We start from the raw sequence: 18198 nt of genomic DNA, 5'->3' as shown, positions 1-18198 counted from the left end.
GATAAATGATATTGACTGCAATGTTTATTACAGACTTAAGCTTTGGAGATTGACAGCGCCCATGGAATTTGACGTTATACTTGTCATCGCTCTTGTTGTTATGGTTGTCATTTTTGTGCAACTCCGTAGTGTATTAGGGAAGCGAATTGGGTTTGAAAAGCCTCCTTTTGATCCTTATTCACGTCGCTCTAAAAAACAAGCTGAGGCAGAAACGACTGATAATATTGTTTCGTTCCCTCATCAAAAAAATTCACAAAAAGGCGATTTTAGTGAAATTGATAAGATTGCACCAGAGGGAAGTATTTTGAATGAAAATTTGCGAGCACTGTGTAGAATTGACCCTCATTTTTCTCCTCAAATTTTTATAAAAGGTGCGCAAATTGCTTATGAAATGATTGTAACAGCTTTTGCCAAAGGTGATCGCAGTCAACTTAAAAGCTTGCTTTGTCAGGATGTTTTTGAGAGCTTTTGTGCTGCTATTGAGGAACGAGAAAAAAACAAAGAAAGAATAGAGTTTACTTTTGTTGGAATTAATAAAATCGAGTTTGTCGCGGCGACAATACAAGATAAGGATGAACTTTTAACGATACGTATTATCAGTGAGATGATTTCTGTTACTTATAATGAACAGGGCGAGCGTATAGACGGGGATCCCGATGCGATTGTAGAAATTAGGGATATTTGGACGTTTGTTCGCAATAGCCTATCGCCGGATCCAAATTGGAAGCTTTTTGCTACAGAAGATGAAAATTAAAGTACTTTTTTCTTCCATAAGTACTCAATGATTTATGAGAAATTGAAATGTCCTCAAGTGAATGGAGACAAAAAAGAGATTTATTCGCTTCACGAGATCGCCTTTTATGGGAGATGGTTTGTCGTACGACAACACCGCTTTATGGTAAGAGAATCTCTTCTATTTCAGAAGCGATTGCAAGTAATAATGATAAAAAACAGAGCATAACTCAAATCCCCTCAGTTTCTCAGGAAAATCAACAATACTTGACAATGATTAAAAAAGAGAAGAGAGCAGTTACACAAGCGCATAAGATTCATTTCTTTGATCGTGTTGCACATCGTAAAATTTCCCAAGGTCGTTATCCTCTTGAGGCGCGTCTTGATCTTCACGGTTATATGCAGGAAGAAGCTTATTTTTTCTTAAAAAAATTTCTACAATCCTCTCAGCAGAGTGGATTGCGTTATGTCCTTGTGATTACAGGAAAAGGTCGATCCGTTGGGAGTGATGGAGCTTTGTATAGATTTGTTCCGTATTGGTTATCAACACCAGCTTTTCAATATTATGTTCATGCGTTTGAGCAAGCAGCGCGTCAGCATGGTGGTGAAGGTGCGCTTTATGTTTGGTTGCGTCGTTTTGTGTCGGGAAAAGGAATGTGATGCTATTGTAGTCGTTCCAGGTTTAATATTGATTTTACAAGATCCCGTATGTTATAGATCATAGAAGAGGCATGATAAGTGTTGATTTATAATTATAATTCTCTTCTCTTACGTAAGAGCGTTGAATACAGTATTCTTTTATTTTTTAACTTTCTTATAAAGAATTATAAAGACTATTCGTCTTATACACTACACATTGCATCGTGCTGTTGTTTTTTTATGGTTTAAAGACATTTCACCACTCACGCAAAACAGAACATTTCAAGCAGAATACACTTATGTTGCATATTCGCGTGCTTATTTTAGAGAAATATCTCTTAATACTTTCAAGCTTATTCAATGGCAGGGCACGAAAAATAGTAATCTCCATAAAGCGTAAAAATTTGTTATAACCTCCATCTTTACGCTTAATAAAAGTGCAAGCCGGAAACATCACACACTTTGCTAGCCCTTAATATTGCAAAACCCTTGGCATTTGAGAGGGTTTATAAGAGGCATGCTTTTCTTTAAGTATTTTTACTCTACGTGGCTCCTTTAGCTTGTGACGCGCAAACGAAAGATTTTTATTGATTCAATATAGGGGAGCTCAAAATGAGAGAGATATTCGTGGATTTCACTCAGATTGCCAAACGATAAATTATTTTTATAACCACCACATTACTTTATTAGGTATACGAAGAATAAAAACATAATAAATTGAGAAACAGTATTATTCAAAACATATTCCTATGAATATTTTCAGGAAGAAATGTTCTCATTCATTAAAAGTCTCATCAAATTTCTTTCTCATAATAATTCGATCATTGAAATTGAATAATGAGAAGCAGAAAGCGCAGAATATGAAATTATATTGCTGATCTTATATTCTTATTCGCCGTCTTTCAGATATTGGTTGAAATGCTAGCTTAGCATGAAAAGCACAATAGGGGCTATTTTCATCAGAATCGGCACCACAAAAATGAAAATCGGCTGATAATGGATCGCCAACCGGCCATCTACATGTATTTTCACTCAATTGTAGCAGATTAAGTTGACGTGATATAGGCACCACTACATTAGATTTTGTGGACATATCAACTTCTTTTACATCTTCTGCTACAAATTCTGTCTTTAAAGTTGTTTCTTCAACGTTGACAGATGATGTGCTTATTGGCGATACCGCAGCTGTGTTGCGGCGCGTACGTGGAGATGATGGGTTGCTTCCTGCGGGAGTTTTTTGCGCACGGGCACTTCCTTGTGCTGTCTTGCCACGTCCTGGCAACTTTAATCGATGCACCTTGCCGATGACTGCATTTCTGCTGACCCCACCTAATTGAGCAGCAATTTGACTTGCACTTAATCCTTCACTCCAAAGCTTCTTAAGAAGCTCAACACGTTCACATGTCCAACCCATATCAGCACTCCATTCCAATTACATCACCGCGATGCTCCCCCCTTTGCATCTTCAAATGTTTCAATAATGTTTTCAATGCGCTGAATGAAAGAATTTTACACTCTAAATGAGCATAAGAAAATCATCCAACCTGTGGAACTTACAAATAAAAACACATCATCTTGCTTAACTATAGTGTAAATTACAATATACACTCACTCCCTGACAAGAGTCTTTACCTCTTGAATTGTTTATTTAGAATGTTTTCCCCAACTTGCAAATCAATTATAGGTTAAACGTTCATTTTTGTTTAAGGCTTGTCCCCAAAATTTTTATTTGTAGAACCTTCATTGACTTTTTTTCAATTGGTGTAATGATTTATTCCATAGATATAATCATTAATCTAGTGAAATGTTGAAAGCACCGTAACGAAATGTATCATGTTATTTTATTTGTAGTGTTGCTTTGTATATATTGAAAAGGTTAAAATATAAAGGGAATTATGATGGATGCCATCTCTATACAACCACTTTATGAATGCTTTGCACGACGAAATTTGCATTTTGAACAGGGGCATGGTGTGTGGCTTATTTCCGATAAAGGAGAACATTATCTTGATTTCACATCTGGCATTGCTGTTAATGCATTAGGGTATGCCCATCCTAAATTGGTTGATACACTCAAAAGACAAGCTGAAAAACTTTGGCATGTTTCTAATCTTTTTCAGTCTCCTGAACAAACAGCTCTTGCCACAAGGCTTTGTGCAAATAGTTTTGCGGATAAGGTTTTTTTCTGCAATTCAGGTACTGAAGCATTAGAATGCGCCTTCAAAACGGCACGTTATTATTACTATGCTGCGGGTCATTCAGAGCGCATTGAAATAATTACTTTTGAAGGGGCATTTCATGGACGGACACTTGCAGCACTTGCTGCGACCGGGCATGCAAAATATCTTGAAGGCTTTGGACCTAAAGCTGGTGGATTTATTCAAGTCCCTTTTTGTGATGAAATCGCTTTGTGTAACGCTGTTAATAAAAATACCGCCGCTATTCTTATTGAACCCATTCAAGGAGAAGGAGGAATACGAACGGTTTCTTCTGAATATTTAAGATTTTTGCGCAAAATATGCGATGATAATGGTTTGTTGTTGATTTTTGATGAAGTCCAAACGGGTATGGGACGCACAGGAAAGCTTTTTGCTTATGAATGGAGTGATGTCACGCCTGATATTCTTACCCTCGCGAAAGGATTAGGAGGTGGATTTCCATTAGGCGCTTGCCTTGCAACGGATAAAGTTGCAAAAAGTATGACACCTGGGACCCATGGTTCAACCTTTGGAGGAAATCTTCTTGGAATGGCTGTAGGAAATAGTGTTCTTGATATTCTGTTAGAGCCAAGTTTTCTCAACCATGTGCAAAACATGGGGGATAAACTGAAAAGTGGACTTTGGCATATTCTCAATATCTATCCTGATATTATCTGTGCAGTTCATGGGATGGGACTTATGGTGGGTATTCAATGTGTTGTTCCTTCAAATCTTGTTGTCAATGCGTTGGAAAATGAATATCTCTTAAGTGTTGCTGCCAACAACAATGTTGTGCGCTTATTGCCTCCTCTTATCATCAGGGAAGAAGAAATAGATGAAAGTTTGCATCGTATTGAAAAAGCAATAGCTTATCTTTTCGCAAATCAATAAAGAAAGACAAATATCACACACATGATAAATGCTCTTCGTCATTTCACGGATTTATCCATTTTAACGCCAGCAATAGCACGCGCCCTGATCGATTATGCAAAAATCCTTAAGGCATCTTTTAAAGCAGGGAAAGGTTCAAAACCTTTTGTGGGTAAAACACTCGCGATGATTTTCGAAAAACCATCCACACGAACCCGTATTTCATTCGATATCAGTATGCGCCAGCTTGGGGGAGACACAATAATGCTCACGGGTTCTGAGATGCAACTTGGTCATAGTGAAACCATAGCTGACACGGCACGCGTTTTATCCCGTTTTGTGGATATCGTGATATTGCGAACAACAAAACATCAACGCATGCTGGAATTGGCACAATATGCACAAATTCCTGTCATTAATGCCCTTACAGATGATACACATCCTTGCCAAATTCTAGCAGATATCTTAACCTATGAGGAATATCGAGGGCCAATTGCTGGCAAAATAGTTGCGTGGATGGGGGATGGGAATAATGTGCTCCATTCGTTGATTGAAGCGGCAGCTCTTTTTGATTTTCATTTGCGTATTGCCACTCCAAAAGGCAATGAACCACAGGAAAAATTTATACATTGGGCACGTGAGCGAGGAGCGCATCTTACACTAACCAATAATCCGCAAAAAGCGGCTCAAGATGCTGATTGTATTATGACCGATACATGGGTCTCCATGGGACAAGAATTTCGTGCTCGTCATCATTCTATTTTTCAGCCTTATCAAGTTAATGAAGCTCTTATGAAATTAGCAAAACCTGATGCTCTTTTTATGCATTGCCTTCCTGCTCATCGTGGTGAAGAAGTTGTAGATACTGTGATTGATGGACCGCACTCAGTGGTTTTCGATGAAGCTGAAAATCGTCTTCATGTTCAAAAAGCAATTCTTTCTTGGTGTTTACAAGATGTGTTTTTCTCTCCACAATAGCCTCCCTACAACAAATTATAATAAAAGGTAAAGCCATGAGTGAACAAACGAAAGATGGAGCCTTTCTCAATAACAACGCCTTGCATGAAGATGATAGTGTTATTCCTTTTCAAGTTGAAGAACTTGATATCCGTGGACGTGCTGTACAACTTGGGGAAACTTTAAATTCTATTCTTAACAGGCATCAATACCCTGAACCAGTTTCTTATCTTCTGGCAGAAGCTTTACTTTTAACTGTTCTGCTTGGAACTTCTCTCAAGCTTACGGGAAAATTTATTTTACAAACCCATTCCGATGGACCCGTTAATATGGTGGTGTGCGATTTTTCTCCTCCTTCCAGTTTACGGGGATACGCTCGTTTTGATAAAAAACTGCTTAAACAAGCCATAGATAATGATCAAACCTCTTCAGAAACACTTTTAGGAAAAGGCACTTTAGCTTTCACGATTGATCAAGGTCCCCACATGCAACCCTATCAAGGGATAGTTGCATTAGATGGATCAAATTTACAAGAAGCTGCTCGTACTTATTTTGATCAATCAGAGCAAATTCCTACCGATATTCGTTTGGCTGTTGCTATATTAATCAATCGTGACAACCAAGGAAAACCGCAGAAAAGCTGGCGAGCTGGAGGTATTTTGACTCAACTTTTGCCCCAAGCATCGTCCCATCATAAAATAGATGACCTTCATCAAAAACGAGAAGAAACAAAAAACCAAATCCAGTTGGATAATCAATGGCAAGAAGCTAAAATACTCATGGCAACGATTGAAAGTGCAGAATTAACAGATCCCCACGTCGGGAGTAAACAACTCTTGTTCCGTCTTTTTCATGAACAAGGTGTGAGAGTTTTTAATCCTTTTTCTCTTGTCGACCAATGTTCTTGTTCACGCGAAAAAATTAAAGGAATCTTAGAAGGTTTTCCGATTGATGAACGCAATAAAATGGTTAAAAATAAACATATTTCAGTTACATGTGAATTTTGCTCAAAAACGTATCATTTTACACCGCAAGAATTTTTGGAAGAAAAAACATAATTAAATATTTTTCATAAAAAATGATGATTGCAACAAAAGCCCATTTTATTCGCGCTATAAAAACTTAAGCACAAGCGCATATGAAGCTCTAGAATATTTCTTTCCTTAGCGTTTTTCGATGTATATCAATGATCTTTCTGTTGAAATCACGATTCATTGGATATGCTTTTTAAAAAAGAGTGCCCTGTAAAAGCTACTTTCTTCTCTCGAAAGGGCTTCTTTTTGACTATAGTCAATATTTTCTTACTCGAATTCATCTTACTTAAGAGTCGAAAAAAGATCATTGGTTATAACCATAAGAGAAATTATCGAGAGAATAAGAACCTATAAATAAAATGGCGTGCATAGAACGATAAAACTTTGTCTTCTTACAAACCTGCATTATTATATTTTTTAACTTAAAACGTTTTTTATTATACTTATATTAAAAAAATGCACAAAAAGGTATTTTTAGCCTTTTCTTAGATGTTTTTCTTGATTCAACATAAAAAGATTTGAAAAAATCTCATAGTGTTCGATGTTTTCATTTAATAGAGAAAAATGGTAAATTATATTTATAAATCAATCTATTGATATTTTATTTTCTTCTATTATGATTGCTTGTTCAATTTTTGGTAGAATTTTTTTTTGATAAATTTGCCATGTTAAGGGACCAACATGTTTGGCGATAATGATGCTCTCTTTATTCAAGAGAAAGGTTTCTGGTGGTCCATATACCCCCCAGTCAATGGCTGTATATCCTGAAACATCAAAGCCAATCAATTTAAAAGGATTACCAAAACTATTTAAAAAGCGCAGGGCGTTTGCTTTATTATCCTTATAATTAATACCAATAAGATCAAAACGCTTATCTTGTGCAATTTTCATAAGAAGAGGATGCTCTTGGCGACAAGGTAAACACCAAGAACCCCAAAAATTGATCAATGTGACACGTCCTTTAAACTGTTTTGAATTAAGATAACTTTTCTTATCAAGAAGAGGAAGGAGCGTATTGGGGGCAGGTTTTCCAGCTAATGCATTTGGGAGAAGAGAAGGATCTTGAGGGTATTTTTTATCCATAAAGTTGAAAAAAAACACCATGAGAAGAAGAAAAAGCACAAATGGTCCAAAAAGAACAAACAAAACAGGCAAAGATATATTTTTTTTAAGTTTTGGAGGGATATTCTTCATTGTATTTTTCTTTTTGTGACAGCTCTTTTTTGTTTAGCTGTTGGAGAATTTTTTTTTGGTATAGGGCTTTGCAAAGAATATAGCCAATAAGACATAAGAGGGAGATTGCAGAAAGCGTATAGCTTAAAACAACAATTTGCTTGTGTTTAAGGGTGCCAAGGAAAAAATCAATTTTCAAAGATAAGTTTCCTAAAAGTCCACTGTGGATGCCATTTAGGTCAAGCATGATGAAGAGTCCTGGTGTTGTGCACGACGGGATTTTTTAATCTGAAGTATTTGGATATGACGACGATTGATTTCATTTCGCATAGCCATCAAATAGAGCGTAATAAACATAAAGATGAAACAAAATAACATGGTTATAAGGGGCAATAACATAGTATTGTCGATTGTTGGTCCTCCAGCACGTAACAGAGAGGCTGGTTGATGCAATGTATTCCACCAATTAACGGAGAATTTAATAATAGGGATATTAACAGATCCAACAAGGGTAAGAATTGCAGTAGCGCGAGCGGCTTTTACTTGGTTGTCAAAAGCACGTCCAAGCAGGATAATGGCAAGATAGATAAAAAGCAGAATTAAAACCGATGTTAACCGTGCATCCCATACCCACCATGTTCCCCATGTAGGGCGCCCCCAAAGTGCTCCTGTCATGAGAGCTAAGGCGGTAAAAATTGCTCCAATGGGCGCGCCACATTTGAGAGCTACATCAGCAAGATGATATTTCCAAATCAAATTTCCTAATGCCGCTACACTCATCGTTACATAACAGAATGTAGACAACCACGCGAAAGGTACATGAAGGTACATAATCTTAACAGTCATACCCTGTTGATAGTCATCAGGGGAATGCATCACGAGAATGAGTCCTAAGATAAGAAGACACAATGTTATGCTGGCTAACCAAGGTATAATGATTTTGCTTATTTTCATAAAACGGGCAAAACTTGCAGGGAGTGACCTCATTTTATATGTGTGAGATAATTCATTCATGAAATTCATAATAGGCAGAGTTTTGCTATGCGGCAATCATCTTTTATTATTCTGATAAAAGCTTGAGCGTTAGTGCGGCAACAAAAGAGCTAAAGAGACTCAAAAAAAGTGAAAAAGCGCTAAGAAGAGCTAGGGAAGTGAGAAAAGAGGCATTTGGATTTGTTGGAGCCGTAGCCGCTGAAACGCCAAAAATCATAATTGGAATGATCCACGGTAAGATAATGATGAAAATAAGAAGAGTGCTATGCAACAATGAGCTTGCAAGTGCTGCTCCTATGGCGCCAATAAAAATAATAGCAGGTGTTCCGCATAAAAGAGTAAGTATTGTTGTAAAAGTTATCGTTACATCTAAGTGGAGCATGAGGGACAAAATAGGCGTAGCAAAAATGAGAGGAAGCATCGTTCCTACCCAATGGGCGATGCATTTGGTAAAGACAATCAGCATAAAACTTTGTCTTTGTTCTGAAAGGATAAATTGGTCGAGATTGCCATCATCACGATCAATTTGAAAAAGTTTATTCAGATTAAGGAGTCCTGAAAGAAGGGCACCAAACCACAATATTCCTGGCCCTATTTGTGCAAGAATTTTGGGATCTGGTCCAATAGCAAAGGGGGTTATGATCACAACAGCGATGAAAAACAATAGTCCTGTTAGCGACGAGGCTTGTGGCGCTAATAATAGTTTAAGATCACGCCAGAACAGTGCTTTCATTTTATTCTCTCCTAGAGAGGTAAAAATTTTTCCAGAGCGATTGTATGGTTTTCTGGAATGCCTAAAGAATTATGGGTTGCGGCGATAATCATACCACCTTGATTGAGATGACGCTGGAGAATACGAGTAAGGCGTTTTTGAGCATGGTTATCAAGTCCCGATATGGGTTCATCTAAAATCCAAATAGGACGATAGGAGAGCAAAAGGCGGGCAAGAGCGACACGCCTTTGTTGTCCAGTAGACAGAGCGTTAAAGGGTAAATATTCAAGATCAGAAAGACCAAGATCGGCAAGGGCTTCATAGGGGGAGCATAGAGGTTGTCCATAAAACTCTGCCCAAAATTGCAAATTATCAATGACAGATAAAAGAGGTTTCATGGCATTTTGAGGACCAAGATAATGACACGCAGTTGTAACAGGGTATCTTTGTTCATAGTCTTTAAGTATTATATGACCTTCAGCAGGTTCAAGAAGACCGACAATGATTCGGAGTAATGTAGATTTTCCAATGCCATTTGGTCCAGTGATTGTTATCAATTGCTGTGGAAATAAACGAAAAGAAAGACCTTTGAATAGAATTTCCTCGTTTCTGTAAGCTGCTAAATCTTTGCCTGATAACACCATGCGATTGCCTATTTTTTTATTTTCCTATTCTTTATTGCATTATAGAATAAAAAAACACGTTTTTTTATGCAATTGTCCCTAGAATAGTTCTAGAAATAGTTCTATAAGAGGTGCGTTACATCAAAATCTGGTGTAGAATGGTTTTTGGCGCTGATTTCCGCATTTACCTATGCAAGGTGGAGGGGGAAGTGGATGGCGGAGGTAATTGCGTCTGCACTCAAGCTGCGACCTTGACTCGTGGTTTGTGTTGTTCATTCCTGGAAATTGGGTAGTTTGTAGTATGAGGGTGGACAGTCATGACTCACATTGATAGCTTTAATTGTCGCAGAACGTTAAATGTTAATGGCAAAGAATATACTTATTATAGCTTGATCGAAGCGGAGAAGAATGGGCTTGAAGGCATTTCGCGTTTGCCGTTTTCGATGAAAGTTATTCTCGAAAATTTATTGCGCTTTGAAGATGGTCGCACGGTTAAAAAAGAGGATATCCTCAATGTTGCTAAATGGTTAAGCGACAAAGGGAGCGCAGGGGCAGAAATCGCCTACCGTCCTGCACGCGTTCTTATGCAAGACTTTACTGGTGTTCCGGCGGTTGTTGATCTTTCTGCAATGCGTGATGCTATGGTCAAACTTGGTGGTAACGCTGAAAAAATTAATCCTCTCATACCCGTTGATCTCGTCATTGATCACTCAGTTATTGTTGATGATTTTGGCACTCCCATGGCTTTTAAGGAAAACGTTGAGCATGAATATGAACGCAATGGTGAGCGTTATCGTTTTCTGAAATGGGGACAACAAGCCTTTCAAAATTTTCGCGTTGTTCCTCCAGGAACAGGGATTTGTCATCAGGTTAACCTCGAATATTTAGCACAATGCGTGTGGATGAAGAATGAAGAGGGGAGGGAGACAGTTTATCCTGATACTTGTGTGGGAACTGATTCGCATACGACGATGGTTAATGGTTTGGGTGTTTTAGGTTGGGGTGTTGGTGGCATTGAAGCCGAAGCGGCAATGTTAGGCCAACCCGTCTCTATGTTGTTACCTGAAGTGATTGGTTTTCGCCTAACAGGGAAGCTTAAAGAAGGTGTAACAGCTACCGATCTGGTGTTGACGGTGACCCAAATGCTCCGCCAGAAGGGCGTTGTTGGTAAATTTGTTGAATTTTTTGGCCCTGGTTTGGAGCATATGACGCTTGCTGATCGGGCGACGATAGGGAATATGGCACCTGAATATGGAGCAACCTGTGGCTTTTTTCCAATTGATAAGGAGACGGTGCGTTATCTCAATATGACAGGGCGTGATGAAAATCGAATTGCCTTAGTGGAGGCTTACTCCAAAGCACAAGGAATGTGGCATGACGAAGTGGTGGCTAATCCCGTTTTTAGTGATACCATTGAATTAGATATGGGAACCGTTGTTCCTTCTATGGCTGGTCCTAAACGTCCTGAAGGACGTATTGCATTGGAAAATGTTGGGCAAGGTTTTGAAAAGGCATTGGTTGAAGACTATAAGAAAACTTCTGGACCAGATGAGCATTATCAGGTTGAAGGAGAAGAATATACGCTTAGTCACGGTGATGTGGTAATCGCAGCGATTACTTCTTGTACAAATACATCGAATCCAAGTGTTCTTATTGCAGCAGGTCTTTTGGCGCGAAATGCTGTGGCAAAAGGTCTCAAAAGTAAGCCATGGGTAAAAACTTCTCTTGCACCTGGTTCACAAGTCGTTGAAGCTTACCTTCAAAATTCGGGATTGCAAAAAGATTTAGATGCATTAGGATTTAACTTAGTAGGGTTTGGGTGCACAACATGTATTGGGAATTCTGGTCCTTTGCATCCAGATATTTCCAAAACGATTAATGACAATGGTGTCATTGCCGCTGCAGTTCTTTCAGGAAATCGTAATTTTGAAGGGCGAGTTTCCCCTGATGTGCAAGCGAATTATTTAGCTTCCCCTCCATTAGTTGTTGCACATGCGCTTGTCGGGACGGTGTGTAAAGATTTAACCAAGGAACCTCTTGGTGAAGATTCAGATGGTCAACCGATTTACTTGAGAGATATTTGGCCAACTTCTCAAGAAATCCAGGCCTTTATCGAAGAAAATGTCACGCGTAAGGTTTTTGCCGAAAAATATGCAGATGTTTTTAAAGGAGATGAAAATTGGCAAAAAGTTCAGATCCCTACAGGGTCTACCTATTCTTGGGATGAGCAATCCACCTATGTCCGTAATCCACCTTATTTCGATGATATGCAGAAAACGCCGGATGTCTTACCAGATATTAAGGATGCACGGATTTTAGGTTTGTTTGGTGATAAAATCACGACAGATCATATTTCTCCTGCTGGTTCTATTAAAGCAGCTTCTCCTGCTGGAAAATATTTAATGGATCATGGTGTTAAGGTGGCTGATTTTAATCAATATGGGACGCGCCGTGGGAATCACGAAGTTATGGTTCGTGGGACCTTTGCCAATATCCGCATTCGTAATTTCATGTTAGGAGAAAATGGTCAAGAAGGAGGTTATACGGTTCATTATCCCTCAGCGATAGAACAAACCATTTACGATGCAGCAATGGCGTATAAACAAGAAGGTATTCCGCTTGTTGTTTTTGCGGGGATTGAATATGGTAATGGATCATCACGCGATTGGGCTGCCAAGGGGACCAATCTTCTTGGTGTTAAAGCAGTGATTGTGCAATCCTTTGAAAGGATTCATCGCTCTAATCTTGTTGGTATGGGCATTGTCCCTTTTGTCTTTGAGGAGGGGCTAAGTTGGAAATCTTTAGGCTTAAAGGGAGATGAAAAGGTAACAATTGAAGGGATTCATAATTTGAAACCTCGTCAAAAGACCGTAGCGAAAATTACTTTTTCTGATGGTACGGTAAAAGCCGTTCCATTATTATGCCGTGTTGATACTGAAGATGAGCTGGATTATTTACATCATGGTGGAATTTTGCAATATGTCTTGCGTAAGCTAGCCGTTTAAATGCCTTTTTTATTGAGGAATATCTTTAAACGATTAAGCTATAAAGTTTCGGATCAAAGAGTTTGGTTTCGTTTTTTATGTCTGTCTTTGAAAATTTAATTGACGTTGGCTTTGACATTGCGCTATAAGCTACGGAAATTGTAAGCAGCTTTATAGTTTTGCTTGAGATAGGTTTGTTTATATTGGTAGAGTTATTATTGAGACTCATTTTACCAAGGTGTTGAAAGAGAGATTATTTTATGGCGAATACACCTTCTGCTAGAAAAGCGGTGCGCAAGGTTGCAGCACGCACACAGGTTAATAGGGCCCGCCGTTCACGCGTTCGTACTTTTATGCGTAGGTTTGATGATGCTTTAGCGGGAGGCGATAAGGCATCTGCGGAAATTGCATTTAAGAATTTTGAGCCTGAGATTATGCGTGCGGTTTCTAAAGGAGTTTTTCATAAAAATACTGCTGCGAGGAAAGTATCGCGTTTAGCGAGACGTTTGAAGGCTCTCAGCGTTTAAGCTTTTTCTGTTTTATTCAGAATCAAGCCGGTATCCGTAAGGATGCTGGCTTTTTGTTTTATTGTTTCAAAAAGTTTCTATTGAAAATAAGAATCGACAGCGATTCTCCTCTTGAAAAAGGAGAGAAAGTTTATAGAAGGGAGTTTGGTTATCCACAAGCTTTGTGGATTTTTACAGAGTCTTTTTTGTCAAGCATTTTATTTTTTTTTTTTAATCTGAAGAGATTCTTTAATGATTGGTAAATTCAGAGGAAAAAAATGAATTGAATCAATTATTTTTCTCATTTTTCATTGAAACAAGCATTTTTTTTGGGCTTTTGACTTTATTTTGACCTCTTGCATTTTACCTCTGCTGTTTTGTATGGTTCTTGTGAAGACTAAAAAGCATGAAGGGGTCACATCAGCCTATTATCCTGTATTTTGTTGAATATAGAATGCTTTGGTTTAGGCTTTTCGCAGCTTTTGTGTTGGATAGCTTTCCTAACGTTTTTTTTAGTTTTCTTAATTGGTATGTTTACCATTTTAGAAGGGTGGGTCATATCATGAGTGCAAGTAAATCTTATTGGTCATCTTTGTTAGTGGGGTTGTGATGAGGCTATCCCTAGGGGAGGGTGAGTAATCTTGTTTGGGGTAGGGCGTTTTGCCTTCGCTAGATTTATTTTAGCTGTTTGGCAGGACAAAATTTTATTTTTATCAGGATGGAAGATGGTGGATAAATTGAACTCTAAAGCTAGTTCCTTTAAAAGGGTTTCGGTGAATGTCCTGTCGGCAGAGAACATAATAAAGAATAGGATGACGGAGAGTGGTGAGGTCGTTTGTAGCAATGCTTCTATAGGGCATTCTATTGTTTCAGAGGAGGAAAGTGCGACGGCTTTTATACGTGTTATGGCACAATTAAAGGCGCAGGTTGGTGTTGAGGCTTATACCAGCTGGTTTGGTCGTGTGAAACTTGCTGAGTATAGTCATACTCTTGTAAAGCTTTCTGTTCCTACCGCTTTTTTACGTTCATGGATTAATAATCACTATGGTTCTCTTTTGACTCATTTATGGAAACAAGAGAACTCAGCAATTCTTCGTGTTGAAGTCGTCGTTCGCGGTATGGAACGCGTTTCAAAGGATGTTGTTTGTAAAACAAGTGCGCCTTCTGTTGTGCTAGAGGAGCAGGTGACTTCATCTTTTGTTGAGAGTTGTGTAGAGCATTCAGCCAAGAGTTCTCAAGCGGGAGTTTTTGGATCTCCACTTGATTCTCGCTATACTTTTGAAAGTTTTGTTGAGGGGGCTTCTAATCGCGTTGCTTTAGCAGCAGCACGTTCAATTGCGGAGGGGCATAAAAGTGCTTTGCGTTTTAATCCTCTTTTTATTCATGCGTCTGTTGGTTTAGGAAAAACACATTTGCTTCAAGCGATTGCAGCGTCTGCATTGAAGCGTTTAACGTCTGCACGTGTTATTTATTTAACTGCTGAATATTTTATGTGGCGTTTTGCAACAGCTATTCGTGATAATGATGCTCTTTCTTTTAAAGAACAGCTCCGCGATATCGACCTTTTGATTATTGATGATATGCAGTTTTTGCAGGGTAAGTCGATACAACATGAATTTTGCCATTTGCTTAATATGTTGCTTGATAGTGCAAAACAGGTTGTTGTCGCTGCAGATCGTCCACCAGCGGAATTAGAATCGCTTGATCTTCGCGTTCGGTCTCGTCTTCAGGGAGGAGTTGCCCTTGAAATTGAGGCACCAGATTATGAAATGCGTTTGCAAATGTTGCGCCAGCGGTTGAAAGTGGCACAGCAAGATGACGGCATGATATCAATTTCTAATGATGTCTTGGAATATATTGCGAAAACGGTTTTAGGGTCGGGGCGCGATATTGAAGGCGCATTTAACCAGCTCTTATTTCGTCAATCTTTTGAGTCTGATTTATCTTTAGAGCGGATTGATGAGTTATTGGGTCACTTGACACGTCCAGGTGAACCTAAGCGTATTCGGATTGAAGAAATTCAGCGTACGGTAGCACGACATTATAATGTTTCTAAACAGGACTTGTTATCTAATCGTCGAACACGTACGGTTGTAAAACCACGACAAGTTGCAATGTATTTAGCGAAAGTATTAACGCCTCGCTCATTGCCAGAAATAGGGCGCCGTTTTGGTGGGCGTGATCATACAACAGTTTTACATGCTGTGCGTAAAATTGAAGATTTAGTTTGTGGTGATCAGACCTTGGCCAAGGAACTTGAATTGTTGAAGCGGTTGATTGGAGAGCAGGCTGTATAGTGTTTATCATTTCTTTATTTGAAGAAACTCTAAGGGATTTAATGAAAGGATTTGTTTTTTCTTATGCAGGAGTGACTTGCCATTTTAAAAGAGGTTTAATAAACTCTAGCAAGCGATTCTCTAAAAAGGATCTATTATTTCAGTTCTAAGGAATTCTATAGTTTTTGGTAAATCATACGGGGCTTTTATGCGTATTACAGTTGATCGCAATCAATTTCTCAAGTCTCTTGGTCGTGTTCACCGTGTGGTAGAGCGTCGTAATACTGTTCCTATTTTGTCGAATGTGCTGATTGATGCAGAAAATGGTCATGTACAGTTAAAGACAACAGATCTTGATTTAGAGGTTACAGAATCTTTTACAGTTAATGTTGAACAAGCTGGAGCAACAACTGTTCCAGCACATTTGCTCTATGATATCATTCGGAAACTTCCTGATGGCAGTGAAGTTGTCTTATCCGTCGATGAGAATCAAGCGAGTACAATGTCCGTTGTTTCCGGTTGTGCACATTTTCAGCTTCAATGTCTTCCAAAGGCAGATTTTCCAGAGTCACTTCCTGGGCAGTTTGGTTATCGCTTTTCTCTATCGGCATCAGGGTTGAAACATTTACTTGATTGTACGCAATTTGCCATTTCTACTGAAGAAACCCGCTATTATCTTAATGGTATTTACTTCCATGTTATTAATGATGATGTTTTGAAACTGCGTTTGGTTGCGACTGATGGTCATCGTTTGGCACAAGTTGAGATGGAAGCTCCTCCAGGAGTTGAAGGAATGCCTGGTGTTATTGTTCCTCGTAAAGCTGTAGGAGAGTTGCAAAAACTTCTTTCAGAAGAAAATGATGGTGATGTATGTATAGAGCTTTCAGAGACAAAGATTCGTTTTTCTGTAGGTTCTGTGATTTTTACATCAAAGTTAATTGATGGAACATTTCCAGATTATCAACGTGTTATCCCTCTTGGCAATGATAAGGAATTGGTTGTTAATAGGCAGAATTTTTCTTCTGCCGTTGATCGTGTTTCAACGATTTCAAGTGATCGGGGGCGGGCAGTTAAGTTAACGATTGAGCATGGACAGTTAAGGCTTGTTGTTAATAGTCCTGATTCGGGCAGTGCGGAAGATCAATTATCCGTAACTTACTCATCTGATCCCCTTGAGATAGGGTTTAATTCGCGCTATCTTTTGGATATTGCTGGGCAGCTTTCAAGCGATGAGATGGTTTTTATGTTGGCTGAAGCTGGAGCACCAGCTCTGATTCGCGATAATGATGATGCGGATGTGCTCTATGTACTGATGCCTATTCGCGTTTAGGGGCGAGTGTTTTGCAATGCATGGCAAGTCATGTGCACAAAGTAGCTGTGAGGCAATTGAAGCTTTTACGTTATCGTAATTATCCTTTTTTTAATATTGATTTTTCGGGTCAGCATGTGGTTTTTACTGGCCACAACGGTGCGGGTAAGACAAATCTTTTAGAGGCATTATCTTTTTTTTCTCCGGGTCGTGGTTTGCGACGGGCTGCATATTCTGACGTTAGCTTTATAGATGGTGGTGGTGAAGGATTCGTTGTATTTGCATGTCTTGAATGTGCTCTTTATGGTGAAGTAAAGATCGGTACTGCTTTGGAGGTTAGCGATAACAGTCGAAAGGTCCATATTAATGGTGTGAATGTGCCAAGTGATTGCTTAACAGATTACTGTCATATTAGTATCTTAACACCATCTATGGATGGTCTTTTTACAGGTCCTTCGCTTGAGCGTCGTCGTTTTTTGGATCGTATGGTTTTGGCGATTGATCCTTTGCATAGTCGCCGCATAGCCGATTATGATAGAGCGATGCGTGCACGTAATCGTTTGTTTTTGGATGGCAATGAAGATTATGCTTGGTTTAATGCTTTAGAAAAGCAGATGGCAGAATTGGCGACAGCTATTTCTGCGGCGCGTATTGATGTTATTCGGCTTTTAAACGATATGTTTACACAAATGCCATCTCAGATACCTTTTCCACGAGCTTTTTTGCAAATTGATGGTTTTTTAGAAACAGCTCTTGGTGAAATATCAGCGACTGAAGTTGAAGAGCAATTTTGTGATATGTTGCGGCGTAATCGTGCAATAGATCGTGCTGCTGGGCGGACATTAGAAGGACCGCATCGCACAGATTTACAAGTTTTTTATGCGGATAAAAATAGAGCAGCAACATCTTGTTCAACAGGTGAACAAAAAGCGCTACTGACAGGTTTAGTTTTGTGTCATGCACGTCTAACAGGTATGATATCACAAAGAGCTCCCATTCTTCTTCTTGATGAAATGGCTGCTCATCTTGATTCACATCGACGTGCTGCTTTATTTGATATTCTTGATGATTTAGCTGTGCAAACATTTATGACAGGAACAGATCGTCTTTTATTTGATGATTTAAAAGGACGCGCAGAATTTTTTGAGATTAAAGATGGCACTTTATTGCTGTAAAAAACATGCTAAATATT

At 38.9% G+C, this 18198-nt stretch carries 15 protein-coding genes and 1 pseudogene; 10 read left to right on the top strand and 6 right to left on the bottom strand.

Going from position 1 to position 18198, the window contains the following annotated elements; genetic code table 11:
- The first annotated feature begins 61 nt into the window (after positions 1-61).
- Both PVV57_RS00240 and PVV57_RS00235 read left to right on the top strand, forming a co-directional pair.
- Complete coding sequence (locus tag PVV57_RS00240; protein WP_273717495.1) at positions 62-754, top strand: Tim44/TimA family putative adaptor protein; 693 nt, start codon at positions 62-64, stop codon at positions 752-754.
- A gap of 47 nt (positions 755-801) precedes the next feature.
- On the top strand, positions 802-1392 hold the full coding sequence (locus tag PVV57_RS00235; protein ID WP_273783204.1) for a Smr/MutS family protein: 591 nt from the start codon (positions 802-804) through the stop codon (positions 1390-1392).
- 859 nt (positions 1393-2251) lie between these two features.
- Here the strand turns inward: PVV57_RS00235 and PVV57_RS00230 are convergent.
- Positions 2252-2785, bottom strand: a complete 534-nt coding sequence (locus PVV57_RS00230) for a GcrA family cell cycle regulator (protein WP_273717497.1) — start codon at positions 2783-2785, stop codon at positions 2252-2254.
- A gap of 484 nt (positions 2786-3269) precedes the next feature.
- Between PVV57_RS00230 and PVV57_RS00225 the strand changes: the two are divergent.
- The 3 genes and pseudogenes from PVV57_RS00225 to PVV57_RS00215 all read left to right on the top strand — a co-directional run bounded on the left by PVV57_RS00225 (position 3270) and on the right by PVV57_RS00215 (position 6454).
- Positions 3270-4485: pseudogene (locus PVV57_RS00225) on the top strand (aspartate aminotransferase family protein).
- Positions 4482-5417: an ornithine carbamoyltransferase gene (argF, locus tag PVV57_RS00220; RefSeq protein ID WP_273717498.1), complete on the top strand. Its 936-nt coding sequence runs from the start codon at positions 4482-4484 to the stop codon at positions 5415-5417. Before PVV57_RS00225 ends, argF begins: the two are co-directional and overlap by 4 nt.
- A 35-nt stretch (positions 5418-5452) precedes the next feature.
- Complete coding sequence (locus tag PVV57_RS00215; protein ID WP_273783203.1) at positions 5453-6454, top strand: Hsp33 family molecular chaperone; 1002 nt, start codon at positions 5453-5455, stop codon at positions 6452-6454.
- Between the two features lie 561 nt (positions 6455-7015).
- Here the strand turns inward: PVV57_RS00215 and PVV57_RS00210 are convergent.
- The 5 genes from PVV57_RS00210 to ccmA are packed head-to-tail and all read right to left on the bottom strand — an operon-like array spanning position 7016 to position 9952.
- The gene (locus tag PVV57_RS00210; protein WP_273717500.1) at positions 7016-7624 is read right to left on the bottom strand and encodes a DsbE family thiol:disulfide interchange protein; all 609 of its coding nucleotides are present in this window, start codon (positions 7622-7624) and stop codon (positions 7016-7018) included.
- Positions 7599-7850 carry a hypothetical protein gene (locus PVV57_RS00205; protein WP_273717501.1) on the bottom strand — a complete coding sequence of 84 codons (252 nt, stop codon included), beginning with the start codon at positions 7848-7850 and terminating at the stop codon, positions 7599-7601. The genes PVV57_RS00210 and PVV57_RS00205 overlap by 26 nt, the downstream gene beginning before the upstream one ends.
- Positions 7838-8617 (bottom strand): heme ABC transporter permease, encoded by a 780-nt coding sequence (locus PVV57_RS00200; RefSeq protein WP_273783201.1) that lies wholly within the window; start codon positions 8615-8617, stop codon positions 7838-7840. Before PVV57_RS00200 ends, PVV57_RS00205 begins: the two co-directional genes overlap by 13 nt.
- 46 nt (positions 8618-8663) lie before the next feature.
- The gene (ccmB, locus tag PVV57_RS00195; RefSeq protein WP_273717503.1) at positions 8664-9329 is read right to left on the bottom strand and encodes a heme exporter protein CcmB; all 666 of its coding nucleotides are present in this window, start codon (positions 9327-9329) and stop codon (positions 8664-8666) included.
- Between the two features lie 11 nt (positions 9330-9340).
- The gene (gene ccmA, locus PVV57_RS00190; protein ID WP_273717504.1) at positions 9341-9952 is read right to left on the bottom strand and encodes a heme ABC exporter ATP-binding protein CcmA; all 612 of its coding nucleotides are present in this window, start codon (positions 9950-9952) and stop codon (positions 9341-9343) included.
- Positions 9953-10248: 296 nt separating this feature from the next.
- Here ccmA and acnA point away from each other — a divergent pair, with 296 nt between their 5' ends.
- The 5 genes from acnA to recF all read left to right on the top strand — a co-directional run bounded on the left by acnA (position 10249) and on the right by recF (position 18181).
- A complete protein-coding gene (gene acnA / locus PVV57_RS00185; protein WP_273783200.1) occupies positions 10249-12936 on the top strand; it encodes an aconitate hydratase AcnA in 2688 nt (895 codons plus the stop codon).
- Positions 12937-13175: 239 nt separating this feature from the next.
- A complete protein-coding gene (gene rpsT, locus PVV57_RS00180; protein ID WP_273783199.1) occupies positions 13176-13442 on the top strand; it encodes a 30S ribosomal protein S20 in 267 nt (88 codons plus the stop codon).
- A 704-nt stretch (positions 13443-14146) separates the two neighbouring features.
- Complete coding sequence (gene dnaA, locus PVV57_RS00175) at positions 14147-15718, top strand: chromosomal replication initiator protein DnaA (RefSeq protein WP_273717506.1); 1572 nt, start codon at positions 14147-14149, stop codon at positions 15716-15718.
- 187 nt (positions 15719-15905) lie between these two features.
- The gene (gene dnaN, locus PVV57_RS00170) at positions 15906-17027 is read left to right on the top strand and encodes a DNA polymerase III subunit beta (protein ID WP_273783198.1); all 1122 of its coding nucleotides are present in this window, start codon (positions 15906-15908) and stop codon (positions 17025-17027) included.
- 20 nt (positions 17028-17047) lie between these two features.
- The gene (recF, locus tag PVV57_RS00165) at positions 17048-18181 is read left to right on the top strand and encodes a DNA replication/repair protein RecF (protein WP_273717508.1); all 1134 of its coding nucleotides are present in this window, start codon (positions 17048-17050) and stop codon (positions 18179-18181) included.
- Positions 18182-18198: the final 17 nt, after the last annotated feature.

The organism is Bartonella sp. AU15XJBT, assembly GCF_028618615.1.
Classification (GTDB): Bacteria; Pseudomonadota; Alphaproteobacteria; order Rhizobiales; family Rhizobiaceae; genus Bartonella.
The sequence above is the reverse complement of the archived record's forward strand: the minus strand, read 5'-3'. Positions and strand labels throughout refer to the sequence as shown.